We start from the raw sequence: 25,182 nt of genomic DNA on the forward strand, positions 1-25,182 counted from the left end.
ACGATCATGACGGCACTACTGGAGTTGCGCGGCATCAGTAAAAGCTTTGGCGCGGTGCGGGCTTTACAGGGCGTGGATCTCACCCTGCGCGCCGGTGAAATTCATGCGCTGGCCGGCGAGAACGGCGCGGGTAAATCGACGCTGATGAATATCATTGATGGCATTTTGCGTCCGGACGGCGGCGAGATATTGCTGGAGGGTAAGGCGGTGACCATCCTTTCGCCGCGCGAAGCGCAACAGCTGGGTATTGGTTTGGTGCATCAGGAAATTGCTTTGTGCCCGGATATCAGCGTGTACGAAAACATCTGGATGGCGCACGCCGCCAGCCAGCGTGGCGTGCTGATGCCGCATAAAGCGCTGCGTGAAAAGGCCCAACAGGTGATGAACCGCCTGGCGCCGATAGCGGTAACCCGCAAGGTCGGCGAGCTCTCCCTGTCGCAGCAGCAACTGGTGGAGATTGCCAAAGCGTTGACGCTCGATTGCCGCCTGCTGATTCTGGATGAACCCACTGCCGCACTGACCGAACCGGAAGCCCAGACGCTGTTTACCATTGTGCGCCAACTGCAGGCGCAAGGGATCGCGGTGGTGTATATCAGCCATCGCATGGCGGAAATTTTTGCGCTGTGCCAGCACATCACCATCCTGCGCGATGGCCGCACCGTACACAGTGCGACGCTGCAGAGTATGACGCCCGATGAGGTGATTACCCGGTTGGTCGGACGTGAACTGTCGCAGCTCTATCCAGATAAACGCCCGGTTAGTGCGGCGTCGCCGTTGCTGGAAGTGCGCGAACTGGGCGATGGCAAACACTTCCACGATATCCAGTTTGATCTGCGTCCCGGTGAAATTCTCGGTATTGGCGGATTGATGGGCGCCGGACGCAGTGAAATCGCCCAAGGAATTTGTGGTTTGTTGCCAACCAAACGCGGCGTAATCCGGATTAAAGGCGAAGCGGTAACGCTGCGCAATTACGCCGCCAGCATCGCACAGCGCATGGTCTATTTATCGGAAGATCGCAAAGATGCCGGGCTGTTTCTGGCGATGCCAATCGAATGGAATATCTCGGCGCTGGATATCAATGCGGTGAGTCATCATCGGCTGCTGCTCAGTCCGCGCCGCGAGCGGCAGCAGGCTGAAGCGCTGGCACAGCAGGTGAAACTAAAGCACGGCAAGTTGAGCGATCCGGTCTCTTCGCTGTCGGGCGGTAATCAGCAAAAAGTGGCGCTGGCGCGCGTGCTCTCGGTGCAACCGGAAATTGTGTTTCTCGACGAGCCAACGCGCGGTGTGGATGTCAGCGCCAAGGCGGAAATCTATAGCATTCTCGCCAAACTGGCGGCGAACGGTGTGGGTCTGGTGGTGATTTCGTCGGAGCTGCCTGAGTTAATTGGCCTGTGCGATCGCATCATCGTGATTCATGAAGGGCGCATCAGCGGCGAAGTGGCCGGTGCAGCCATGACAGAACAGAACCTGATGCGGCTCGCCGCTGGCATCATTCCCGAAGCGGAGGCCGTATGACCATGAATACCACCCTGCCCACCCTGCAAAAATCCCGCTGGTCGCTGTTCGGCGGCATACATAAGCAGCGCGAAGTGGGATTGATTGTCATCATTGCGCTGATCTTCGTGGTGATGAGCTTTACCTCGCCCTACTTTCTCACCTGGGCCAACATGAAGGCGATGCTGCTGTCGTTTTCCATTGAAGGCATCGTCGTCATCGGCATGACCATTCTGCTGATTGTCGGCGGTATCGATCTCTCCGTTGGTGCGGTGGTTTGTCTTTCAATGGTGGTCGCCGGACAGTTGTTCCTGAGCGGCATCGATCCCTGGCTGGCAAGCCTGGGCGGCATTGGCGCGGCGGCGCTGGTCGGTTTGCTGATGGGATTAACCGTGACCAAAATCGGCCTCAGCCACTTTATCGCGTCGCTGGCGGCGATGGTGATTGTGCGTGGCCTGTGCATGATTGTGACTCAGGGCACGCCGCTCTCACTCTTTACTCTGCCCGTGAGTTTCAAATTCATCGGCCAGGGCGCGATCTGGGGCATTCCGTTTGTCATCGTGCTGTTTTTTGTCCTGGTTGCGTTGTTTGACGTCCTGCTGCGCAAAGCCACTCTTTTTCGCAAAGTCTTTTATACCGGCAGCAACGAACGTGCCGCCGCCTACTCCGGCATCAATATTAATCGCATCAAACTGTGGGTCACGGTACTGACCTCAACGCTCGCCGGTGTGGCTGGCATCATCTATATGGCGCGGCTCGGATCTGCCACGCCCACCTTTGGTGTCGGCATGGAGCTGAATGTTATTGCGGCGGCGGTGATTGGCGGCGCCAGCCTGAAAGGCGGCACCGGATCGATTCTCGGCGCGGTACTGGGTGTGGCGCTGCTGTCGATTGTTACCAGCTCGCTGATTTTAATTAACGTTTCCGTTTACTGGCAGGAGCTGATCAAAGGTCTCATCCTGCTAGCGGCGGTGTCCATCGATCACTTACTGAATAAATACCGTGCTGCATAAGGACTTATCGCCCATGGAATTTGCTAGCGAACATCCCGCGTTTCATAGTGCGCGTCAGATTTACCAGGTACTGGTGATGTATTACCTCGACGGTAAGAAGCAGTCAGATATCGCGGTGGAGACCGGCCTGTCGGTGGCCAGCGTCAATCGGCTGATTCGTCAGGGTAAAGAGAGCGGTATGGTGGAGATCACCATCAAATCACCGTGGCTGTCGGCGCACCAGCTGGAGAGCGATCTGGCCGCGCTCGGCCAGCTGCAACAGGTGGTGGTCGCGCCCAACGTGGCGCGCAGCGAGGACCATAGCCTGCAGATGGTTGGCGCGGCGGCGGCAGAGTATCTGCTTTCACGCCTAAAGGATGGTGATGTGATTGCCATCACCGGTGGCAAAGGCGTCAGCGCGTTAGTTGACGCCCTGCAGCCGACGCGAAAGTACGACGTGCAGGTGGTGCCTGCCCTGGGCTGCGTGCAAGGCAAACACTACACCGATGTTAATCATGTGGCATCGGAAATGGCCGCGCGGCTTGGCGGGCACGCCTGGCAGATCCACGCCCCGCTGTTTACCGATTCTGCCGACGAACGCGACATGCTGATGGGCATCAGCGCCGTCGAACAGGTGCTGGATAAAGCGCGCAATGCCACGCTGGCGGTGGTGGGATTAGGATCGATTCATAGCGACAGTTCCAGCTATTACGATCTCAACCTGGCGGCACGCCACGCTTCGGCCAGCATCGAAACCAGCGGTGCGCGCAGTGAACTGTTAGCCTGGCTGCTGGATGCCAACGGCCAGCCCGCCCCGTTTGACGCCAACCGTCGTTTAGTCGGACTGACCTTGCCCGAACTGCAGCGCATTCCCTTTTCCATGGCCGTGGTGGCCGGGCGTGACAAAGTCGACCCGATTCACTGCGCCCTGCACGGTCAGTGGCTGCAAGGGATAGTCACTGATGAATCCACTGCGGCTGGCGTACTGGAACTGGCCATCAGCCGAGGAGCGAACCATGAGTAATAGGCAAACGCGCGAACAGCGTCTGAGCGCCCTGCGCCAGCGGTCTTCCACGCCGGTGTTGATTGTCGGCGGCGGCATTAACGGCATCAGTACCTTCCGTGAACTGGCGCTGCAAGGTATTCCGGCGATTCTGGTGGAGAAAGGCGACTGGTGCCAGGCGGCCAGCGGTGCGCTGTCGCGCATGATCCACGGTGGATTGCGTTATCTGGAAACCGGCGAGTTTACGCTGGTGAAAGAGTCGGTCACCGAGCGCGATCGCCTGTTAAAAAATGCCTCGCACTATGTCTTTCCGCTGCGCACCACGGTGCCGATCGACAATCTCGCGGGGGGGTTAATCAACGCCACGCGCCGCTTTCTGCGACTCAGTGATAAACCAGCGCGGCGCGGTGCATTGCTGATTAAAACCGGGCTCAGCCTGTACGACATCTACACCCGCCAGTATGGTTCGATGCCGAAGCATCAGGTGCGTAATGAAGCCGCCACGCGCGATCGCTGGCCGGGATTCGCGCCCTGGGTGAAATACAGCGCCAGTTACTACGATGCGTGGATCAGCGCGCCGGAACGTCTGGGATTTGAGCTAATTGATGATGCCGAAAAGGCGTGTCCGGATGCGCTGGCGCTCAACTATCTGCAGCTGGTCAGCGCCGAGGGTGAAACCGTGGTGTTGCAGGATGCGCTGAGCGGCGAGCGCTTTCGCCTGCAACCGCATGTGCTGGTGAATGCCGGTGGCGCGTGGATCGATCGGCTCAATCAACGACTCTCTTCTCGCGACGACCTGCCGAAGCTGATTGGCGGCACCAAAGGATCGCATCTGATCCTCGATCATCCTGAGCTGCTGCATATGCTGGATGGCGAAATGGTCTACTTCGAAAATCAGGAAGGCCGGGTCTGCATCATGTTCCCGTGGTTCGGCAAGGTGCTGGTGGGTTCAACCGATATCCGCGTTGATGATCCTGATGCGGTGGTGTGCGAAGAAGATGAAAAGGCCTATATCCTCGACTCGCTGCGCTTCGTTTTTCCGCAGGTTGAAGTGCCTGATTCAGCCATTGTTTACACCTTCTGCGGCGTGCGTCCGCTGCCTGCCAGCGATGCCAAACTCAACGGCCAAATCTCGCGTAATCACTCAATAGTGATGCTGCCGCCCGACGTCAATCGCGCCTGGAGCACGCTGTGTCTGGTGGGCGGCAAATGGACCACTTTCCGCCAGTTCGGTGAAGAAGCGGCGGATCGGGTGTTACGTCTGCTGGGGGAAAAGCGCCAGCTCTCCAGCGGCGAGGTGCCGATTGGCGGTGGCCGTGACTTCCCGCAACCTTCAGAGCAAACGCCGTGGCTGGCTCAACTGGCGCAGCGTTTTACCGTGCCGCTGCCGCGCGTCAGGCAGTTGGCTAAACGCTACGGTAGCCGCGCCCTGCCGCTGCTGGCGCTGATTCAGCAGCACGGCGAGCAACCGCTGCAGCATCATGCGGCGTACAGCGACCTCGAACTGCGCTATCTGATTGAGCACGAGCAGGTGTGCCAGTTGGAAGATCTGCTGGTGCGCCGCACCTCGCTGGCGATTTGCGGTGAACTCAACGCGCCGCTGGTGCAGGAAATTGCCCAGTTAATGGCGACCAGGCTGGGCTGGAGCGACACCGAACGCGCGCAGCAGCTGCAACGCGGCTGTGACAATCTGGCGCGTTTACACGGCCTCACCGGTCTTTACCCCACCGTTTTTCAGGAGGAAACACCCCATGTCAGTCACCAATAAAGTGCGCATGCATCGCCTGTTGCAACACGGCAAATGTCTGGATGTGGCGATCGATCATGGCATCGCCAACGAGCCGGATTTTCTTATCGGGCTGGAGAATATCGAGGCAGTGATGGATAACCTGATCGCCGCACAGCCGGATGCGATTCAGGTGAATTACGGCCAGGCCGATTTGCTGCAGCGCGTCGCCGGGCGCAAACCGGCGCTGGTGATGCGCACCGATGTTGGCAACGCCTACAACGCCGCGCGTCATCGTGAAATGTGGGCGGTGCTGCACAATCCCGATGAGCCGATTCTCGCCGCGCTGCAGATGGACGCCGCTGCGGTGGTGGTGAATCTCTATCTGATCCCCGATGAGCCGGGTATTTTCCGCATGTGCGTCGAGAATATTGGCCGCCTGCGTCAGGCGTGCGATCGCTATGGCATGCCGCTGATGATTGAACCGCTGGTAATGGCGCCCGCCGGGCAAGGCGCGGCGTATGGATCCCTTGGCGATGTGGAGAAGATTGTGCCGCTGGTGCGCCTGGCGCGTGAGCTGGGTGCGGATATCATCAAAGCCGATCCCACCGAACACGTGGAAGATTTCCATCGCGTGGTCGAAGCGGCGCGCTGCCCCACGCTGGTACGCGGCGGTGGCAAAGGCGAGCTGGCGGGCGTGCTGGCAAAAAGCGCCGCGCTGATGGCGCAAGGTGCCAGCGGCATGGTGTATGGCCGCAACGTTTATCAGCACGATAATCCGTCACGCGTGGTGAAAGCGCTGATGGCGATTATTCATCAGGGTGCCAGCGGCCCGGACGCACTGGAAATCTATCAGCAGGGTTAAGCCTTACCTGCACCGGCGCTTAAGCGGTGCGCCGTCTTCGCGAATGGAACGGAGTCGGATATGAAGATAGTCGGTATTGATGCCGGAAACACCATGATCAAAGCGGTGCTGTTTGATCTCAGCGGGCGCGTATTGTCCGTTGCCGAGTGCGCTGGCGAAACGCATCGGCCGCAGGAAGGTTACGCCGAACGGCCGGTCGCGGATATCTGGCATGGCGTTAGCGATGCCGTGAGCCGCTGTTTGCAACAGGCAGGAACGCCAGCGAGTGATGTGATCGCGGTGGGCGCTGCCGGCCACGGCAACGGCTTGTACGCGCTGGATAAACAGCAGCAGCCGCTGTTTGGTATTCAGTCTATCGATCATCGCGCCAGTGAAACGGTGCAGGCGCTGGAAAGCAGCGGCGCAGACCAGCGCATATACCAGATTTCACTGCAAAAACCCTGGCCCGCGGCCACGCCGGTTTTGATTAGCTGGATCAAGCAGCATCAGCCCGAACGCTGGGCGCAGATCGGCCATTTACTCTGCGCCAAAGACGTTATCGCCCATTTCCTCAGTGGTGCCATTAGCGCAGATTTTTCGGATGCCGCCGGCGCCGGTTTGATTGATTATCGCCAACGGGGTTACAGCCGTGAACTGCTGGCGCTGTACGGCATCGAAGATGCCCTCGCTCTGTTACCCGCACTGCGTGAATCTTGTGAGGTGGTCGGCCATGTCACCGCACGGGCAGCTCAGCTCACCGGTTTACCCGCCGGCATTCCGGTGGTGGCCGGTATTTTCGATGTGGTGGCCAGCGCGGTGGGTTCGGGCGTGGTTAACAGCGGCGAAGCATCGATTGTGGCAGGCACCTGGAGCATCAATCAGGTGGTGGTGGATAAACCTGATTATCTGCGTCCGGTGTTTATGAATTCGATTATTGAAACGGATCGCTATATGGCGATTGAAGCCAGCGCCACGTCCGCGGCCAATCTGGACTGGTTCCTGCGTGAATTCGACGACGGTCGCAGCGGTCAGGGCGCCGCGCGCAGCAGCGATATTGTGGCCCACGTACAACCGAATGCGCAGCTGCCGCTCTATCATCCTTACCTCTATTCCGGGCGCAAATCGGAACCGGCAAAAGCCGGATTTTACGGTCTTGGCGGCTGGCATACGCGTGCCGATATGCTGTTCGCGTTATTTGAAGGCGTGACCTTTGCGCATCGGGCGCATATCGATCGCTTGCGTGCGGCCGGCATTCCGTTTACCCATGCGATTTTGTCCGGCGGCGCGGCGCGCAGCTGTATCTGGCCGCAGATGTTTGCCGATGTGTTGGGCATTCCTATCCGCGTGGCAGAGTGCAAAGAGACCGGTGCGCTGGGCGCCGCCTTGTGTGCCGGGGTGGGCGTCGGCGCATGGCGTAATCTCGCCGCAGCCGCGCAGCAGGCGGTGCAGATCAATCCTGGCGAACTGCTGCCGCGTGCGGAACGTTTTGCGTTCCATGACTCGCGCTATCGGGTGTTTAAAAAGCTGGAGCTGGCAATGCGCGAGATGTGGCAGGAAGCCAGTTGATTTTACTGGCTAATATGGCCGCTGGCTGCTAATCATGGATGCCTTAACATCATTAGGGTATCCGCATGCAAATCAATCAGCTTCCTTTTGGCATCACCACCTGGGACGACATCGCACCGGAAACGCATCCCGGCGAACAGGGCTTTGCGCTGTGGCGTACCCAGCGCTTCGGCGATATTCGCGTGCGCATGGTCGAGTATTCAGCGGGGTATCTGGCGGATCACTGGTGCAGTAAAGGACATATTTTGCTGTGCCTGCAGGGTGAAATGGTGACCGAGCTGGATGATGGACGCACCTTCACCTTAACCGCTGGCGTCAGTTACCAGGTTGCGGACAATGCGGAAGCACATCGCTCTTCAACGACTCAGGGCGCAACGTTATTTATTGTGGATTAATCGCCGTTTATTTTTACGCGTGGACAAAAAATGACAACCTCTGTGCAGTGCTGTACACTTGAACTATCAAAATGTTCAAATGAACATTGCATAGGAGGTTGTTATGACAACTGCATCCCCTTTCCATCACGGCAATGCCGCGCGCGTCTTTGACCCGACGCTGATCCAGCACGTCCATCAATCCTTTATGGATCAGATGGGCTTGCCACGCAATCCGCTGAAAGCACACCAGCTGATAACCGAGGGCCTGGATGTCGCTATTGTTGAACGCGCTGCCACGGTGCTCAAAGCGACGCCGCTCGACGTTGCCCAAATGGTTTCAATCGATCGCAATACCTATCGTCGTCGCGAGAAAGCCGGTTCGCAGCTCTCCGTCGAGCAAGGCGCGCGGGTTTATCAGGTGTTCGAAATTCTGGATGCTGTACTGCAATTGTTTGCGGGCGACGTTGACGCCGCGATGCACTGGATGTATCAACCTGCACTGGCACTGGATAATGCCTTGCCCATGGATATGCTCAGCACGCCCGCAGGGTGTGATGCGGTGTTAACGCTGATTGGCCGTCTGGAACACGGAGTGATTGTGTAATGATGCAACGGCAGGAACCGGATGCTCCCTACCGACTGTTTTATCGTTTAGTGAAAGAAGAGTACGCCAGCGAGGCGTTTAGCGGCGCTGGCGCAGAAAAATGGGGCGGCCGCTGGAATCCGCCCGGCATTAAAACGGTTTACCTCAGCAGCTCAAAGGCGCTCGCCACGCTCGAACTGGTGGTGCATACGGGCAAAGCCATGCTGGAGAAGAGTCGCTTTGTGATCTTTACCGTGCCGATTCCGGAGAGCGAAATTATGGCGCTGGACAGCAGCAAACTGCCCAGCGACTGGCACAAATATCAGCAGCAGGAAGAGACACAGGCGATTGGCGCGGCATTTCTCAATCTGGAGAGTAAATTGCCTCTGCTGCTGACGGTGCCGAGCATTTTGACCGGTGAAGACAATGCCATTTTGCATCCCGATCATCCCGCCGCTGCAGCCCTTATCGCCCAAGCCACTTCAGTGCCCTTCACGCTTGACCGGCGAATTAAAGCCTAACTACATGCGCACCCTACCTGCTGGTACGGCTTTCGTAGGGTCGCCATTGATGGCGTAATGCCGATCAGTTAAGCGCTGAGCGACTTTCGTTCGCCCTCGGCTGGGGCAGTTTCAGCTATGCCGTGCGGCGACCGAGAAGAGGGCGTCTGGCCACGCCCTCTTCACTCCGGGCCCTGCGCCAGCCCATCCCGCCGCTTCGCGGTGCCTTCACTCAATCGCGATTCCTGACGGACCGGCGGCGATTCGCTCCTGCTCAGCGCCGCCTCTCGCCGCATCCCTGCGGCTCGCCCTGGAATCCCTCACTCAGCGGGCTGGGATGTCGCCTCAACACCCGCGCTGCAGCATCAATGCATATTCCTGAATTATCATCGCTGGAACGTCTGTAGGGTCGCCATTCATGGCGACCAGTCATCGGTTATGACAGATTTATTTCACTTAGCGACACTGGCTGGAACAGTTTTGTACACAAATTTGTGCCAGCGAGCCGCAGCCGCCGTTGTTATCGTTTTTACACTGTGATTGCTGCACATAGCAGTTTTGCTGACACGCTGAAACATCGCACTTGGCGGCGATCGGCGTGAGTTGCACCACCGGTGCTTTGCGCTCCGGCTGCCATTGCGGTTGTGCCAGCACGCTGGTGCTGAACAGCAACGCGAAAACCATGATCCACTTCATGAGTGATTCCTCGCAGAAAGGGTGTAAAGAGTATGGCTGTTGCGCGACCAATTACCATGCTGAAACATTTGATTCATCATCACGCATAAATTGCCCTTATCCAGTGCATCGTTGCGCGCCATCGTAGTGCAGCATAGCCAGGTTGAGTGCTGCTGCTTCAATATAAAATCAAGTAGATAGCCGCAGTTCGACCAATCCGCCAATTTGGTACAAAAGTTGCAGTCTCTTCTGTATAGCAAAGGAGACGGTTATGAAAGCGATTGTGATTGGCGCAGGCATTGGCGGTATGAGTGCTGCGATTGCGCTAGAAAAGGCGGGATTTACCACGGCGGTGTTTGAAGCGGTGAAAGAGATGAAGCCAGTGGGCGCAGCCATCTCCATCTGGCCAAACGGCGTCAAATGCCTCAATGCGTTAGGCATGAAAGAGCCGCTGCGCGCGTTGGGCGGCAACATGGCATTTATGGCTTATAACGATGCGCACAGCGGTCATACGCTCACCCGTTTCAGCATGAAGCCATTGGTGCAGCAGGTGGGTGAATATCCCTATCCGGTGGCGCGCGCTGAGTTACAGGCAATGCTAATCGATACTTACGGACGTTCGCGCATCAGCTTCGGCAAGCGCGTAACGCAGGTAGAGCAAACCGAACAAGGCGTCACCGCCTGGTTTGATGATGGCAGCCAGGCCGAGGGCGATTTCCTGATTGCCGCCGATGGTGCGCATTCGGTGATTCGTCACTATGTGCTCGGCGAGCGCGTGGAGCGGCGTTATGCCGGCTACGTGAACTGGAACGGTCTGGTGACCATTGATGAAACCATCGCGCCTGCCGATCAGTGGACCACTTTTGTCGGCGAAGGGAAACGCGTGTCGCTGATGCCGGTCAGCGATAATCGCTTCTACTTCTTCTTTGATGTCCCGCTAGCTAAAGGCCTGCCGGAAGATCGCGCGACGCTGAAAAACGATCTTAAAGGCTACTTCAGCGGCTGGGCCGAACCGGTGCAGCGCTTAATTGAAAGCCTCAATCCGCAAACTACTAATCGGGTAGAAATTCACGATATCGAACCCTTCAGCCGTTTCGTCAAAGGGCGTGTGGCCTTGCTGGGCGATGCGGCGCACAGCACCACGCCGGATATAGGGCAAGGTGGCTGTGCGGCAATGGAAGATGCGGTGGTGCTGGCGCAGACGCTGGCGTCGCATTCGCTGGGGATTGAGGATGCGTTGCTGCGCTACGAAGCGCGGCGCGTGGATCGCACCAAAGATCTGGTCATTAAGGCGCGCAAGCGCTGCGATGTGACGCATGCGAAAGATGCAGAGGTGACTGCGGCGTGGTACGCGGATTTGAAAAACGAAACCGGCGAGCGCGTGCTGGCCGGGATGATCGATACCATTGAAGGCGGGCCGTTCGGGTGAACCGGGTCGCCATGAATGGCGACCCTACAAAGAATCGTTACGCTTCCTCTAACCCACGGTTTTTCAGCATCGGACCGATCTCCGGCGCTTTGCCGCGCCATGCCAGCCACAGATGCTGCAGGTCGGTGCTGTTGCCGCGTGACAGGATATGCTCGCGGAACTGCTGGCCGTTTTCACGCGTTAATCCGCCGCGCTCGACAAAGGCTTGATAGCCATCGTCGGCCAGCATCTGCGTCCAGATATAGGCGTAATAACCTGCTGCATAGCCGCCACCCCAGATGTGACGGAAATAGCTGGAACGATAACGTGGCGGCACTGCGGCCAGTGCAATGTTTTCGGCGGCCAGCGCCTGCAGCTCAAAGTGGCTGACGTCCTGCGGATTATCATCTGTGGTCAGAGAATGCCACTGCAAATCAAGCAGCGCCGCGGCCAGCAGCTCGGTCATGTCGTAGCCTTTGTTGAATTTCGCGGCACGCACCATCTTGTCACGCAATTCGCCAGGCATCGCCTCGCCGCTTTGGTAGTGACGCGCATAGTTAGCAAACACCGCTTCGTTGCTGGCCCAATGTTCATTAATCTGCGACGGGAACTCAACAAAATCGCGCGGCGTGGCGGTGCCGGACAAGCTCGGATAACGCTGCGTGGCAAATAAACCGTGCAGCGCATGACCAAATTCATGGAACAGCGTGATCACTTCATCCCAGCTCAGCAGCGCCGGCTGGCCAGCCTGCGGCTTGGTGTAGTTGCAGACGTTGTAGATCACCGGCTTGGTGCCGAGCAGCGTGCTCTGATCGACAAAATTACTCATCCACGCGCCGCCGCTTTTGTTATCACGCTTGAAGAAATCGGTGTAGAACAGCGCTAGCGGCGTGTCATCGGCATCGAAGATCTCGTAAACGTTGACGTCCGGATGATACACCGGCAGATCGTGGCGCTGGCTGAAACGGATGCCAAACAGCTGGCTGGCGGACCAAAACACGCCCTTCTCCAGCACGTTGTTCAGCTCAAAATAAGGGCGGATTTGGCTCTCATCCAGCGCGTATTTATCTTTGCGTACCTGCTCGGCATAGAAATTCCAGTCCCAGACGCGCAGCGGGAAACTGTGATGCGCTTGCTCAATGGCGCGCTGGATATCAGCGGCTTCGCGTTCGGCGCGCGCTCGCGCGGCAGGCACAATGTTACGCATAAAGGCAAACGCGGCATCCGGCGTTTTCGCCATCTGGTCCTGCATGCTCCACGCGGCATAGGTTTTGAAACCGAGCAGACTCGCCTGCTGGGCACGCAGTTGCGCCATGCGTAACACGATGTCGCGCGTGTCGTTTTCATCGCCCTGCTCACTGCGCGTCAACGCCCGCTGGAACAGCGCTTCACGCGTAGCGCGCACGTGCAGCGATTGCAACGCCGGTTGCTGGGTGGTGTTTTGCAACGCGATCAACCATTCTCCCGCGAAACCGCGGGCTTCTGCTGCAGCTTTGGCATGCGCCAGCTCTTCATCGCTTAGTCCGGCTAACGCTGCCACATCACTCACTATATAGGCACCGGCTTTGGTGGCGGCCAGCAGCTTGTTGCCGAAACGGGTGCTGAGGCTTGCAAGCTCCTGATTACAGGCGCGCAGCTGGGTTTTATCGGCTTCGCTCAGGCTGGCACCCGCCAGCTGGAAATGTTGCCAGGTGACTTCCACCAGACGCATCGCTTCGGCATCCGGACACTGCGAACCGCGCTGTTGATAGACGCTATCGAGGCGGGCAAACAGCTGGCTGTTGAGGCAAATTTCATCATTCAGCGCGGTGAGCTGCGGGGTAATCTGCTCGTCGATTTCCTGTAAGCGATCGCTGGTATTGGCGGATGTCATCGCACCAAACACCAGATTGACACGTTTTAACAGCTGACCACTGCGCTCCAGCGCCTCATAGGTGTTGGCAAAGCTTGGCGCATCCGGATTGCTGGCAATCGCCGCCACTTCGCGGCGTTTCTCTGCAATACCCGCTTCCAGCGCAGGCAGAAAATCGTCTTCCTGAATCTGATCAAAGGGTGGCGTTTGATACGGCAAACTGCTGGTGGTGAAAAACGGATTGGCTCGTGAAGTCATTATCGCTCCTGATAATCAGCAACGCCGCACGGCGGCGGCGGGATGTTTCTATCCTGGCAGTTTCCACCTCTCTCAACAACTTATCGCCTGCTGCTGATAAACGCTGATGATTTCGCCCGCCACCGCCACCGCAATTTCCGCTGGCAACTTGCCCTTCACATCCGCTAAACCAATCGGGCAGCGCAGGCGCGCAACGGATTCGGTGGCAATGCCTTTGCCCTCCAGCCGATAACGAAAGCGCTGGGCTTTCGTCGCCGAGCCAATCACTCCGGCATAGCGGAAATCGCCGCGGCGCAGAATCGCCTCGCTGAGCGCCAGATCCAGCGGATGATCGTGGGTCATCACCACAAAGTAACTGTCGGGGGCGGCTTCCCGCACACAGTCGATAGGATCGTCGACCTGGCGCACCGTGACGCCAGCCGGTACCGCGCGAAACTGCGCGGCGCGGCTATCAATCCAGGTGATATGGCACGGTAAGGTTGCCAGTAAATTTACCAACGCCTGGCCAACATGACCGGCGCCAAACAGGTGAATTTCTGGCTGATGCTGCATCAGCGGTTCAAACAGCAACGTGGCGTGACCGCCGCAGCACTGGCCGAGACGTGCGGCCAGCGCGAACTCTTCACTGCGCGGTTGCGTGCACCGCTGCTGCAGCATGGCACGCGCTTGCGCAATGCACTGATATTCAAGATGACCACCGCCAATCGTCAGAAACGTATCGCTGGCGCTCACCACCATCTTGCTGCCGCGATCGCGCGGTACCGAGCCACGCTCGCTGAGCACGGTGATAAGCACGCAGCTCTCGCGCTTTTCGCGCAGGCTGTGTAGCACGCTGATCCAGTCATGATAAATCATGCTCTGCTCCTGATAAGCGCTGAATCCCCCAGAACACCCGCTCTGGCGTGGCGGGTGCATCCAGTTGCGGATGGCGGCGATAGTTGTCGACGCTGGCGACGGCATCCTGTAACGCACACCATACGGCAATGCCTAACATAAAGGGCGGCTCGCCAACGGCTTTCGAATGGAACACCGTGTCCTGCGGATTTTTGCGATTCTCCACCAGCGTGACGCGCAAATCGCTAGGCACATCGCTGATCGCCGGGATTTTATAGCTGGCTGGGCCGTCGGTGAGCAGTTTGCCCTTATCATTCCATACCAGCTCTTCGCAGGTGAGCCAGCCCATGCCCTGCACGAAACCGCCCTCCACTTGCCCGATATCGATAGCGGGATTCAGCGAGGCGCCCACATCATGCAGAATATCGGCGCGTAGCAGGCGGTATTCGCCGGTCAAAGTATCGACCAACACTTCACAGCAGGCGGCGCCGTAAGAGAAGTAATAGAACGGTTTGCCGCGTCCGGCAGCACGATCGTAATGGATGCCCGGCACTTTATAGAAGCCGGTGGCAGAGAGCGGCACCTGGTTAAGCCAGGCAAGCTGCGCCACCTGAGCAAAAGTGAAGTGCTTCTCACCGACGCGCACAATGCCGTTGCTAAAGCTCACCGCGTCAGCAGCACATTGATGCTGCTGACACAGCATCTCGGTCATGCGCTCGCGCAGGATTTGCGCGGCATTCTGCGCCGCTTTGCCGTTGAGATCGGCGCCGCTAGAGGCGGCCGTTGGCGAGGTGTTCGGCACTTTGCCGGTATCGGTGGCGGTGACCTGAATCTGGCTGATATCGATTTGCAGCACTTCCGCCACAATCTGCGCCACTTTGGTGTTTAAACCCTGACCCATTTCGGTGCCGCCATGATTGAGCTGCACCGTGCCATCGGTGTAAATCAAAATCAGCGCGCCCGCCTGATTAAGGAAGCTGGAGGTAAAGGAGATGCCAAATTTCACCGGCGTCAGCGCCAGCCCACGTTTCATAAAACGGTTGCTGGCGTTAAACGCGCTAATTTCACGGCGACGTGCCGCATATTCGCTGCTGGTTTCGAGCTGGGCGGTCATCTCATCCAGCAGATTGTCCTCCACCTGCTGGTGGAAATGGGTGATGTTGCGATCGGTTTTGCCGTAATAGTTGCGTTTGCGCAGCTCAAGCGGGTCCAGTCCCATTTCACGCGCGATGTGATCCATGATCTGCTCAATCGCCACCATGCCCTGCGGGCCGCCAAAGCCGCGATAAGCGGTGTTAGACGCGGTGTGGGTGCGGCAGCGATAGCCAGTGATCAGCGCATCGCCCAGGTAATAGGCGTTATCGGCGTGGAACATCGCGCGATCAACAATCGATCCGCTGAGATCGAGTGAATAGCCGCAGTTGCCGGCCAAATCAATTTTCACGCCACAGAAGCGGCCATCTGCCTCAACGCCGACGTCGTAACGCACAAAAAACGGATGGCGTTTGCCGGTAATCTGCATATCGTCGCGCCGCGCCAGGCGCATCTTCACCGGTTTACGCAGCTGGCGTGCAGCGATAGCACATAAACAGGCCACACCCGCCGCCTGCGTCTCTTTGCCACCAAAGCCACCGCCCATGCGACGCATATCGATGGTGACTTTGTTCATGGTGATGCCCATCACTTCCGCCACCAGTTTTTGCACTTCGGTGGGGTTTTGCGTGGAGGAGAACACCTGCAGGCTGTCATCTTCGCCAGGAATCACCAGCGCCGTCTGGGTTTCCAGATAAAAGTGTTCCTGGCCGCCGATATGAAACTCGCCCTGAATTCGCCGAGGCGCTCGCGCCAGCGCGGCTTCGGCATCACCGCGTTGATGAACATGTGGCTGCTGCACAAAGAAGCGCTGTTCCAGTGCTTCACGCACGTCGAGTACCGCCGGAAGTGCTTCATACTCAATCATCGCTGCTGCGGCGCCGGCACGCGCCGCTTCCGGAGAGTCAGCCGCGACGGCAATCACAATTTGGCCAAAGTATTCGATGGTGTCCTGCGCCAGCAGCGGATCGCCAGGCTCCAGCGGGCCAACATCGTTGAGGCCTGGCACATCGCGCCAGGTCAGTACGCTGACCACCCCCGGCACCGCGTAGCAGGGTTGCACATCGAGTTTGGTGATGCGCGCGTGCGCATGCTCGCTGAGGCGCGGACAGAGATGCAGTAATCCCGGTAGATCGGGCTTATCGTCAATATATAGCGCTTCACCGGAGACGTGCTTGTCGGCACTTTCATGTTTGTTGCTGCGCCCCACGCCAGTTTGCATGCCGGTGGCGAACTGCGTTTTCAGCAGGGTTTCATTCAGTTCCGGGCGGTTATGAGACATAGCGCGACACCTCGGTAATGGTCAGCTCGCCAGACGCTTGCGCGTAGTAGCGGCGCAGCAGATTGCGTGCCACCTGCAGGCGATAATCGGCGCTGGCGCGGAAGTCGCTCAGCGGCTGGAAATCCATGCTCAGCGCGGCACAGGCTTTTTCAATGCTGGTGAGATTCAGCGGTTGGCCAAGCAATGCTGTTTCCGCTGCCAGCGCGCGTTTCGGTGTTGCTGCCATGCCGCCAAAGGCGATACGCGCTTCCACAATCACCTCATCGTTGATGTGCAGATTGATGGCGGCGAACACGGCGGAAATATCGTCATCCAGGCGTTTCGCCACTTTCCATGCGGTAAAGTTGGGTGACACCGTCACTTTAGGGATAGTGATACTGTGAATGAACTCACCCGGCTGCATTACCGTTTGACGATATGCGGTAAAGAATTGATCGAGCGGAACTTTTCTCTGCCGTTCGCCCTGCTGCAATACCAGTTGTGCGTTCAACGCCAGCAGCATTGGCGCACAATCGCCAATCGGGGATGCATTGCCAATGTTGCCGCCTAACGTGCCCTGATTGCGGATTTGCAGCGAGGCAAAACGCTCCAGCATGCGGCTAAATGCCGGGATCTGCTGCGCCAGAAACTGGTAGCACTGGTGCAAGGAGGCGGCGGCACCGAGATAAATATGGTCTTGATCCTGGTGGCAAATCTTCAGTTCGTTAACCTGCTCCAGCGCAATCAACAGCGGCAGGCGTTGATACTGCTGGGTGATCTGCAGTGTCAGATCGGTGCCGCCCGCCACTAAACGCGCCTCGGGATGCTGCTGATAAAGATCGGCGAGCTGCGCCACGGTTTTCGGCAGATAACAGCGACTGCCATCGGCTTCGATGATCTGCACTTCATCGTTGCTGAGCGCCTGTAAACGCTGCACCAGCGAGGTGGCGTTGGCGGTGAACGCATCTGTACATGCGTGTTCACAGGCCTGCTGCGCTGCATCCATGATCGGACGATAACCGGTGCAGCGGCAGAGATTGCCCGCTAATGCCTGTTCTGCCTGATGACGATTCCAGCCATCACTGTTTTTTTGCAGGGTGAACAGTGACATCACAAAGCCCGGTGTGCAGTAACCGCACTGCGATCCGTGGCAATCCACCATCGCTTGCTGCACGCTGTGCAGTTCGCTGCCCTGTTTAAGATCTTCCACAGTGATCAGTTGCTTACCCTGCAGGCTGCTGACCAGCGTCAGGCAGCTGTTGACCGCCTGATAGTGCATCTGGCCATCGACGACCTTACCGAGCGTAACGGTGCAGGCACCGCAATCCCCTGAGGCGCAACCTTCTTTGGTGCCGCGTCGCTGCTGCGCACCTCGCAGGTAGTTGAGCACGGTGAGATTGGGATCCAGCGCGTGTTCTGTGACTAAACGATTGTTGAGTAAAAACTGAATCATGCGATTTGCTCCTCACTTTCGCGCTGCCATACCGGCTTACCGCTCACCCAGGTCTGCGCAATATTGCGGTCATCGCCCAGCGTCATCAGCACAAAAAGCCGCTCCCAGATATCTTTGCTGTTGGCATGGCGCAACTGCTGCAGCGGCGAGACTGCCGGGTCGAGCACCACGAAATCGGCCTCTTTACCGGGATTAAAGTTGCCGATGACGTCATCCAGATCGAGCGCGTGCGCGCCGCCCAGGGTGGCGTGATAGAACGCTTCGCAGGCGCTGAGTTTGTACTGCTGTAACTGACCGACTTTGTAGGCTTCGCCGAGCGTTTGCAGCAAATTAAAAGTGGTTCCCGCGCCAACGTCGGTGCCGATGCCCATGCGCACGCCCTGCTGCCAGCAGCGTTTGATATTGAACAAGCCGCTGCCGAGAAACAGGTTTGAGGTCGGGCAGAAAGCAATCGACGAATCGGTGTCGTGCAGGCATTGCCACTCTTTATCTTCCAGATGCAAACAGTGGGCGAACACGCTGCGTTTGCCGGTGAGTTGGTGATGATGGTAGACGTCGAGATAACCGTCACGCTCCGGGAACAGTGCTTTTACCCAGGCGATCTCCTGCTGGTTTTCACTCAAGTGCGTGTGCATCCAGACATCCGGAAACTCTTCGCGCAGCTGACGCACTTTGTCTAGCAGCGCCGGCGAGGATGTGGGCGCAAAGCGCGGCGTGAGCGCATAGCTCAGGCGACCACGTTGATGCCAGCGTTCAATCAGTTCACGCGAGTGCTGGTAGCTCTGTTCCGGCGTTTCGGTTAGGTATTCCGGCGCGTTGCGATCCATCATCACTTTGCCGGCAATCAGGCGCATATCCAACTGATGCGCCGCGCTAAATAACGCATCCACCGACTGCTTGTGCACAGTACCAAACACCAGCGCGGTGGTGGTGCCGTTTGATAACAGTTGCTGCAGGAAGAACGCCGACATTTTTGCTGAGTGATCGGGACAGTGATATTGGCTTTCCACCGGGAAGGTGTAGTGATTCAGCCATTCGAGTAACTGTTCGCCGAAGGCACCAATCATCTCAGTTTGCGGGTAATGAATATGGGTATCGATAAAGCCCGGCACAATCAGTTTGCCGCGCAGATCGGTAACCTCTGCCGGATTGACGCGCCCTTCCGCGATCTGCCAGCTTTCGAGGCTGACCACTTTGCCGTCGCGCAGTGTTAATAAGCCATCTTCAAGATAGCGCGCGTTAGCGGCGATGTCGTCCGGCTGCGCGGCCAGAGCGGTGATATCAAAGAAGCTGGCGCGCAGCAGCGTTTCGGATGCGTAAGGCATAACGGTTCCTTGGTGCTTTTTATGTGCAGGTAATTGCTTAAAGATAGTTTGCAAAGCGCATGCCAACGCAAAGAACAAAAAATACTGTTTAAATTCAATATAATAGGTTGATTTGACTGGTTTTTGTGTCAAGCTGGCATAGCAATCGTATGCGCAACCGCTTGCTTATAGTGGCAAACGGTTGCTATTTAACATTGCGGTGAGTTTTGCCTCATAACGCCTGTTTTTAACCCAAGGACGTGCGTCTTTGTGGTGCGTGATTGCACTCTCAACGTGCAGGCAAAATCCTGCAACAGCTTGCACTTGGTTTTCATGAGCATGGGTTCAAGGTTAATGCTAAGGTGTGGCTGATAACCTGAAATCGTTTAAGGAACAGTGAGATGATTATTTTTGTTACTGGCGCAACTGCTGGTTTTGGTCAAAGTATCACCCGCCGCTTCATTGCTACAGGTCACAAGGTGATCGCCAGCGGACGTCGCGCTGAGCGCTTAAAAGAGTTGAAAGAAGAGCTGGGCGACAATCTGTATACCGTGCAGCTGGACGTGCGCAATCGCGCCGCCATCGACGAAGTGATTGCCGCCCTGCCCGCCGAATGGCGCGATATTGATGTGCTGGTGAACAATGCCGGCCTGGCGCTGGGCGTTGAACCGGCGCATAAAGCCAATATTGAAGATTGGGAAAATATGATCGACACCAACAATAAAGGCTTGGTGTATATGACGCGCGCAGTGCTGCCTGCGATGGTTGAGCGCAACGTGGGGCATATTGTGAATATCGGTTCGATAGCCGGCAGCTGGCCATATCTAGGCGGTAACGTTTATGGCGCGACCAAAGCGTTCGTGCGTCAGTTCAGCCTGAATCTGCGTACCGACCTGCACGGCACCGCGCTGCGCGTAACCGATATTGAGCCAGGTTTAGTTGGCGGCACCGAATTTTCTAACGTGCGCTTTAAAGGCGATGATGGCAAAGCGGAACAGGTATATGAAGGCACCACCGCACTGACGGCCGAAGATGTTACCGAAGCGGTATATTGGGTGACCACACTGCCAAAACACGTCAACATCAATACGCTCGAGATTATGCCCGTAACGCAAACCACCGCAGGTTTGAAGGTGCATAAAGGCTAACAGCAGCTGCACGCTGCGCCATCGAGATACCCGGGGCGACCATCCCGTGAGGCGCTCCGGCGGCTTTCGCCGCTACGACCTCATCGGGATGTTTCCCCTAATATCGTACTTTCATGTTGTCGGTGATTAAACACGGCTCCAGCCTGCAACGATGATCAGCATACCGCTAAAAGCAACCAGCGCGCCGACCCAATCCCACGTACTCAGCTTCACACCATCCACCACACGCAGCCAGATTAGCGCGGTCAACACATACACGCCGCCATACGCCGCATAGACGCGTCCGCTTGCCGCTGGATGCAGCGTCAATAACCAGACGAACAGCGCCAGGCTCGCCGCCGCCGGCACCAGCAGCCAGGCCGTCATGCCCCTCTTCAGCCACAGCCACGGCAGGAAACAACCCACAATTTCCGCGATCGCAGTGATAAAAAACAGCAAGGTGGTTTTCACCAGCATGGTAAATCTCTCACTAAGCTAAACAGAGTGCTCACCGCTGGTGAGCAAAGAAGCAGCGATGATATACTAGCGACTAAGGTTGTTACAGCCGCGATCCCGGCTGTGCTGGTGTTAACTGAAGGAAATGACAATGAAAAAACTGTTTTCTGCCCTGCTGGCTACCGTGCTGACTTCCAGCGTGTTGCTGGCTGCGCCAATGGCTTCCGCCAAAACCGATCGCCTGATTATTGAAGATGGTAGCAGCGCATCCAGCAACGAAGCCGCTCGCCAAAGTAAAGAGCAATGGAACGATACCAAAAACCTGCGTAACAAAGTGAATACGCGCGTTGAGAAAGAGTTCGACAAAGCCGATAAAGCCTTTGATACCCGCGACTCCTGCGAGAAGAGTTACAACGTTAACGCTTACTGGGAACCCAATACGCTGCGCTGCCTTGATCGTCGTACCGGACGTCCGCTGGCGCCATAATTGGTCATCACTGCTATAGTTTCGATAGGAATTCTGACCAACGGAGTGAATGATGAAAAAACGTAATGCAGTTCTGTTGATGGCGATGCTGGCGCTGCCGGTTCTGGCGCAGGCATCTTGTGAAAGTGTTAAAGCGGACATCAGCAAAAAAATTATTAACAACGGCGTTGCCGAATCGGACTTCACGCTGGATATCGTGGCCAATGATCAAGCCGATCAGGTCGGCGGTCAGGTTGTGGGCCATTGTGAGAACGACACACAGAAAATCGTCTACAAGAAAAATGGTCGTGACGGCGACAGCAGCGTACCAGATAGCGCTGGCAGCTCGCAGGATACGCCAGCGCAGTAAACCTTCGGGCGGCTCTCAGGCCGCCCTGCTTTACTCCACTTCCGGCCTTTGACGCGGCATCATCCACGCAACCCACAGCGTTAACAGCGCAATCAGCAGTGAAACCACAAACACCCAATGTAAAGAGCTGGCAATTTGCCCGGTCCAGTCATGCAGCGTCGCCTCCGGCAGCGCCTGGCGGCTCTGGTGCGACATGATTTTTTGCATCGGATCGTCGGCCTGCGGCAGACGCAGCGAGAGGTTGAGATTGAGCACCGCGCCTAATAATGCCGTTCCAATTGCCGAGCCGATCATGCGACTGAACATGATTGAGGCGGTGCAAATGCCACGAATATCGTAATGGGCATGGTTCTGTACCGACACCAAAAAGGTGGTGCTGGTCATGCCCATGCCGGTGCCAATCACAAAGGCGGTTAAACCGGCCTGCATGATCGAGCTGTCGCTGCGCAGTAGCAGCAGCAATGCGCTACCAGCGATCAGCAGTAACGCCCCCATTTGCGCAGTGAAGCGGTACGATGTCACCAGCATCAATCGTCCGCTCAGGGTGCTCGCCAGCGGCCAGCCAATCGACATCATCGCCAATGCGCTACCCGCCTGCAGCGGCGTGCCGCCGGTAATCCCCTGAATCCACGTCGGCAAAAAAGCGCTGATGCCCATCATGCTGGCACCGATAATCAGATTGCCGACGTTGCCGGCGACAATCAGCCGACTGCGCCAAATCTCTAGCGGGAAGAGCGGTGCATCGGCGCGCTGTTCATGATGTTTCAGGCGCCAGGCAGCAACCAGCGCTAACAGCAGGAACGGCAGCAGCCAATAACCCAGCACCTCGGCTTGCAACAGCGCCACCAACAGCGCCGTAACGCAGATCATCAGCCAGCAACTGCCGGTGAGGTTAAGCGTGGTTTGCTGGTTCTGCTCACGTGTCGGTAGAAAACGCGCCAGCAGCAGCATTGCGATGAGGCCAATCGGCACGTTGACCCAGAAAATCACCGACCAGCTGAAGTGCTGCACCAGCCAGGCGCCGCTGAGCGGGCCAATGATCGCCGCGACGCCCCAGACGCTAGAGAGCCAGCCCTGTACGTTCGCGCGTTCGCGCGGCGAGTAGACGTCCGCCACGATGGTTGAGGTAAGCGGCATAATCGCGCCTGCGCCCAATCCCTGAAAGGCACGGAACAGGATCAGCCACGTCATGCTGTGGGCAAATCCGCATAGAATGGAGCCGACCAAAAATAGCGACACGCCGATAAACAGCAGCCGTTTGCGCCCCCACATATCGGCTAAGCGGCCATACAGCGGCACACTGACCGCCTGCGTCAGCAAATAGATGGAAAATACCCAACCGAACTGCGCAAAGCCGCCAAGATCGGCAATGATGGTTGGCATCGCGGTGGCCACGATGGTGACTTCAATCGCCGCCATAAACATCGCTAGCATGCAGCCGATGAGAATCCAGTGACGATGTTCCGTGTTCAATTCTGCAGTTTCAGTCATACGTCTCCCTAATTTCTAACAAGGCTAGCTCAAAATTCACCGCAGCAGTTTCCTCTGTGTGCGCCACTTTGTGACGCCGTCACCTATTTCGATGAAAATTTTTTATTGTCGGATAATGCCTTATTCCACGCGGGTTAAGCACAATTTTTTATCGTTTCTATCTGTCTGATTTTGCCGCAAAAACTGGCGCTTATCGGCAAGCATTGCTATAGCTTTTTACGGTGCTTTCCAGTTATTCGCTGCAAAAGCATCTGCTAACAGTCATTTTAACTGCAATTTAAAAGGATGAAGGATTTTCGTAGGTGTGTGTTTCTGCACTGCGCCGTCATCCTGAGAATGACATAACCCGATCGAACGATTTTTTAAATCAGGGAGATACTTGCTATGCAAAATGCATCGCTCGCCCGCCGTGCTGGACTGGCATTGCTCGCAATCATTGCGGTGATAGCCCTGCTGGTGTGGGGGCTGGGCCTGAATACGCTGCGCGATCGCCGAGAGGATTTAATTTATCTCGCGCAGCAGCATCTGTTTTTAGTGTTTTGGTCGATGTTCTTCGCGCTACTGGTCGGTATTCCCAGCGGCATTTTACTCAGCCGTCCTTTCGCCCGTCGCTGGGCAGAATACGTGATGCAAATCTTCAACGTGGGTAATACGCTGCCACCGCTGGCGGTATTGGCGCTGGCCATGGTGATCGTGGGTATTGGCGATCGACCTGCGCTGATTGCCCTGTTCCTCGCCTCGCTGCTGCCGATTGTGCGTAATACTTTTGCCGGTTTAAGTGCGGTTCCGCCGTCGCTGATTGAAGCCGCCAACGGTATAGGTATGACTAAGTTTCAGCGTTTGCGTCAGGTAGAGATTCCCAACGCGTTACCGGTGATTTTAGCCGGTGTACGCATCGCCACCGCGATTAACGTGGGTACTGCGCCCTTAGCCTTCCTGATTGGCGCCAGCAGCTTTGGTGAGCTGATCTTCCCTGGCATTTACCTCAACGACTTCCCAACGCTGATTCTGGGCGCAGTCGCAACGGCGTTAGTTGCCCTGATTCTCGACATGCTGCTTGCGGCATTGGGACGTTATCTCAGCCCGCACTCTGCGGCTTAACACAAGGAGTTTTGTGATGGCCACTGCCAATAAGCTGGCGCGCTGGGTAAAACGTACTGCGCTGGCACTGAGCGCGACGCTGCTAATCAGCCAAAGCGCCGCCGCTGCAACCCCCATTACCATGGCGACCAAAAGTTTTACTGAGCAACACATCCTGTCTGCGATGACGGTGCTGTGGCTTCAGAAAAAAGGTTTTCAGGTGATTCCGAAGACCAATATCGCCACCACTATTGGTCGTAACGCGATGATCAATAAACAGATTGATATGACCTGGGAGTACACCGGGACTTCACTGATCATCTTTAATCACATCAATAAGCCGATGTCGACCGAAGACGCCTATAAGACGGTGAAACAGCTGGACGCCAAACTGGGATTGGTGTGGCTCAATCCTGCCCCGATGAACAACACCTATGCGTTTGCTATGCAGCGTGACCGCGCGGACAAAGAAGGCATCAACACCATGTCGCAGCTGGTGGCGAAGCTGGAAGAGGTGCGCAAGAACGATCCGGACCACAACTGGAAACTCGGTTTGGATCTCGAATTCTCAGGACGCTCCGATGGCCTGAAGCCGCTGCAAAAAGCCTACAACATGCCGCTCGACAGACCGCAGATTCGCCAGATGGATCCCGGCCTGGTGTACAACGCGATTCGCGATGGGTTTGTTGATGCCGGCCTGATCTATACCACCGATGGCCGGGTGAAAGGCTTCGAACTCAAGGTATTAGAAGATGATAAGCACTTCTTCCCAAGTTACAACGTCACGCCTGTGGTGCGTCAGGATGTGCTTGAGAGCCATCCAGGGTTAGATAGCGCGCTCAATCAGCTGTCGGCATTGATTAATGACGAAGCCATCACCGAGATGAACAAGCGCGTCGATATCGATCATCAGTCACCGCAACAGGTGGCGCGTGATTTCCTTCAATCTAAAAACATGCTGTAAGGAGGC

At 56.9% G+C, this 25,182-nt stretch carries 23 protein-coding genes; 15 read left to right on the forward strand and 8 right to left on the reverse strand.

What is annotated here, in order from left to right; translation table 11 throughout:
* Positions 1–6 precede the first annotated feature (6 nt).
* The 9 genes from WH298_RS19365 to WH298_RS19405 all read left to right on the forward strand — a co-directional run bounded on the left by WH298_RS19365 (position 7) and on the right by WH298_RS19405 (position 9,106).
* The gene (locus WH298_RS19365; protein ID WP_180823627.1) at positions 7–1,515 is read left to right on the forward strand and encodes a sugar ABC transporter ATP-binding protein; all 1,509 of its coding nucleotides are present in this window, start codon (positions 7–9) and stop codon (positions 1,513–1,515) included.
* On the forward strand, positions 1,512–2,507 hold the full coding sequence (locus WH298_RS19370; RefSeq protein ID WP_007888410.1) for an ABC transporter permease: 996 nt from the start codon (positions 1,512–1,514) through the stop codon (positions 2,505–2,507). The genes WH298_RS19365 and WH298_RS19370 overlap by 4 nt, the downstream gene beginning before the upstream one ends.
* Positions 2,508–2,520: 13 nt before the next feature.
* Complete coding sequence (locus WH298_RS19375; protein WP_007888411.1) at positions 2,521–3,510, forward strand: sugar-binding transcriptional regulator; 990 nt, start codon at positions 2,521–2,523, stop codon at positions 3,508–3,510.
* Entirely contained in the window at positions 3,503–5,257 is a 1,755-nt protein-coding gene (locus tag WH298_RS19380; RefSeq protein WP_180823628.1) for a glycerol-3-phosphate dehydrogenase/oxidase, read from the forward strand. Before WH298_RS19375 ends, WH298_RS19380 begins: the two co-directional genes overlap by 8 nt.
* A complete protein-coding gene (locus tag WH298_RS19385; RefSeq protein WP_049852260.1) occupies positions 5,241–6,080 on the forward strand; it encodes a class I fructose-bisphosphate aldolase in 840 nt (279 codons plus the stop codon). The genes WH298_RS19380 and WH298_RS19385 overlap by 17 nt, the downstream gene beginning before the upstream one ends.
* Before the next feature lie 60 nt (positions 6,081–6,140).
* On the forward strand, positions 6,141–7,625 hold the full coding sequence (locus WH298_RS19390; protein WP_180823629.1) for an FGGY-family carbohydrate kinase: 1,485 nt from the start codon (positions 6,141–6,143) through the stop codon (positions 7,623–7,625).
* A gap of 65 nt (positions 7,626–7,690) precedes the next feature.
* The gene (locus WH298_RS19395; RefSeq protein WP_049852258.1) at positions 7,691–8,020 is read left to right on the forward strand and encodes a DHCW motif cupin fold protein; all 330 of its coding nucleotides are present in this window, start codon (positions 7,691–7,693) and stop codon (positions 8,018–8,020) included.
* 103 nt (positions 8,021–8,123) lie between these two features.
* A complete protein-coding gene (gene parS, locus WH298_RS19400; RefSeq protein ID WP_180823630.1) occupies positions 8,124–8,606 on the forward strand; it encodes a type II RES/Xre toxin-antitoxin system antitoxin in 483 nt (160 codons plus the stop codon).
* Positions 8,606–9,106, forward strand: a complete 501-nt coding sequence (locus WH298_RS19405; protein ID WP_180823631.1) for an RES family NAD+ phosphorylase — start codon at positions 8,606–8,608, stop codon at positions 9,104–9,106. The genes parS and WH298_RS19405 overlap by 1 nt, the downstream gene beginning before the upstream one ends.
* 435 nt (positions 9,107–9,541) lie before the next feature.
* On the opposite strand, the gene WH298_RS19410 is transcribed toward WH298_RS19405, so the two are convergent.
* The gene (locus WH298_RS19410) at positions 9,542–9,781 is read right to left on the reverse strand and encodes a hypothetical protein (RefSeq protein WP_049852256.1); all 240 of its coding nucleotides are present in this window, start codon (positions 9,779–9,781) and stop codon (positions 9,542–9,544) included.
* Between the two features lie 250 nt (positions 9,782–10,031).
* On the opposite strand from WH298_RS19410, the gene hpxO reads away from it, so the two are divergent.
* On the forward strand, positions 10,032–11,189 hold the full coding sequence (gene hpxO / locus WH298_RS19415) for an FAD-dependent urate hydroxylase HpxO (protein WP_180823632.1): 1,158 nt from the start codon (positions 10,032–10,034) through the stop codon (positions 11,187–11,189).
* A gap of 37 nt (positions 11,190–11,226) precedes the next feature.
* Here hpxO and dcp read toward each other — a convergent pair whose 3' ends face one another.
* From dcp to guaD, 5 genes are all read right to left on the reverse strand, one after another.
* A complete protein-coding gene (gene dcp, locus WH298_RS19420; protein ID WP_180823633.1) occupies positions 11,227–13,278 on the reverse strand; it encodes a peptidyl-dipeptidase Dcp in 2,052 nt (683 codons plus the stop codon).
* A 72-nt stretch (positions 13,279–13,350) separates the two neighbouring features.
* Positions 13,351–14,133: a xanthine dehydrogenase accessory protein XdhC gene (gene xdhC / locus WH298_RS19425; protein WP_007887870.1), complete on the reverse strand. Its 783-nt coding sequence runs from the start codon at positions 14,131–14,133 to the stop codon at positions 13,351–13,353.
* Positions 14,120–16,486 carry a xanthine dehydrogenase molybdopterin binding subunit gene (gene xdhB, locus WH298_RS19430; protein ID WP_180823634.1) on the reverse strand — a complete coding sequence of 789 codons (2,367 nt, stop codon included), beginning with the start codon at positions 16,484–16,486 and terminating at the stop codon, positions 14,120–14,122. Before xdhB ends, xdhC begins: the two co-directional genes overlap by 14 nt.
* Positions 16,476–17,918 carry a xanthine dehydrogenase small subunit gene (gene xdhA / locus WH298_RS19435; RefSeq protein WP_180823635.1) on the reverse strand — a complete coding sequence of 481 codons (1,443 nt, stop codon included), beginning with the start codon at positions 17,916–17,918 and terminating at the stop codon, positions 16,476–16,478. Before xdhA ends, xdhB begins: the two co-directional genes overlap by 11 nt.
* Entirely contained in the window at positions 17,915–19,243 is a 1,329-nt protein-coding gene (guaD, locus tag WH298_RS19440; RefSeq protein WP_180823636.1) for a guanine deaminase, read from the reverse strand. Before guaD ends, xdhA begins: the two co-directional genes overlap by 4 nt.
* A 380-nt stretch (positions 19,244–19,623) precedes the next feature.
* Here guaD and ydfG point away from each other — a divergent pair, with 380 nt between their 5' ends.
* On the forward strand, positions 19,624–20,370 hold the full coding sequence (gene ydfG, locus WH298_RS19445; RefSeq protein WP_049852249.1) for a bifunctional NADP-dependent 3-hydroxy acid dehydrogenase/3-hydroxypropionate dehydrogenase YdfG: 747 nt from the start codon (positions 19,624–19,626) through the stop codon (positions 20,368–20,370).
* 126 nt (positions 20,371–20,496) lie between these two features.
* Here the strand turns inward: ydfG and WH298_RS19450 are convergent, their stop codons facing one another.
* Positions 20,497–20,826, reverse strand: a complete 330-nt coding sequence (locus tag WH298_RS19450; RefSeq protein ID WP_007887879.1) for a YnfA family protein — start codon at positions 20,824–20,826, stop codon at positions 20,497–20,499.
* A gap of 130 nt (positions 20,827–20,956) precedes the next feature.
* Here WH298_RS19450 and WH298_RS19455 point away from each other — a divergent pair, with 130 nt between their 5' ends.
* Positions 20,957–21,292: a DUF1283 family protein gene (locus WH298_RS19455; RefSeq protein WP_007887880.1), complete on the forward strand. Its 336-nt coding sequence runs from the start codon at positions 20,957–20,959 to the stop codon at positions 21,290–21,292.
* A 52-nt stretch (positions 21,293–21,344) separates the two neighbouring features.
* The gene (locus WH298_RS19460; RefSeq protein ID WP_007887881.1) at positions 21,345–21,641 is read left to right on the forward strand and encodes a DUF1161 domain-containing protein; all 297 of its coding nucleotides are present in this window, start codon (positions 21,345–21,347) and stop codon (positions 21,639–21,641) included.
* Positions 21,642–21,671: 30 nt separating this feature from the next.
* Here WH298_RS19460 and WH298_RS19465 read toward each other — a convergent pair whose 3' ends face one another.
* Entirely contained in the window at positions 21,672–23,132 is a 1,461-nt protein-coding gene (locus WH298_RS19465; RefSeq protein ID WP_007887882.1) for an MDR family MFS transporter, read from the reverse strand.
* A 384-nt stretch (positions 23,133–23,516) separates the two neighbouring features.
* On the opposite strand from WH298_RS19465, the gene WH298_RS19470 reads away from it, so the two are divergent.
* Together WH298_RS19470 and WH298_RS19475 are read left to right on the forward strand one after the other, a co-directional pair.
* Positions 23,517–24,233, forward strand: coding sequence for an ABC transporter permease (locus WH298_RS19470; RefSeq protein WP_007887883.1), 717 nt, complete (start codon positions 23,517–23,519; stop codon positions 24,231–24,233).
* Positions 24,234–24,249: 16 nt separating this feature from the next.
* A complete protein-coding gene (locus WH298_RS19475; protein WP_007887884.1) occupies positions 24,250–25,176 on the forward strand; it encodes a glycine betaine ABC transporter substrate-binding protein in 927 nt (308 codons plus the stop codon).
* Positions 25,177–25,182: the final 6 nt, after the last annotated feature.

Origin of the sequence: Pantoea nemavictus (assembly GCF_037479095.1) — a bacterium.
GTDB classification, from domain to species: Bacteria; Pseudomonadota; Gammaproteobacteria; order Enterobacterales; family Enterobacteriaceae; genus Pantoea; species Pantoea nemavictus.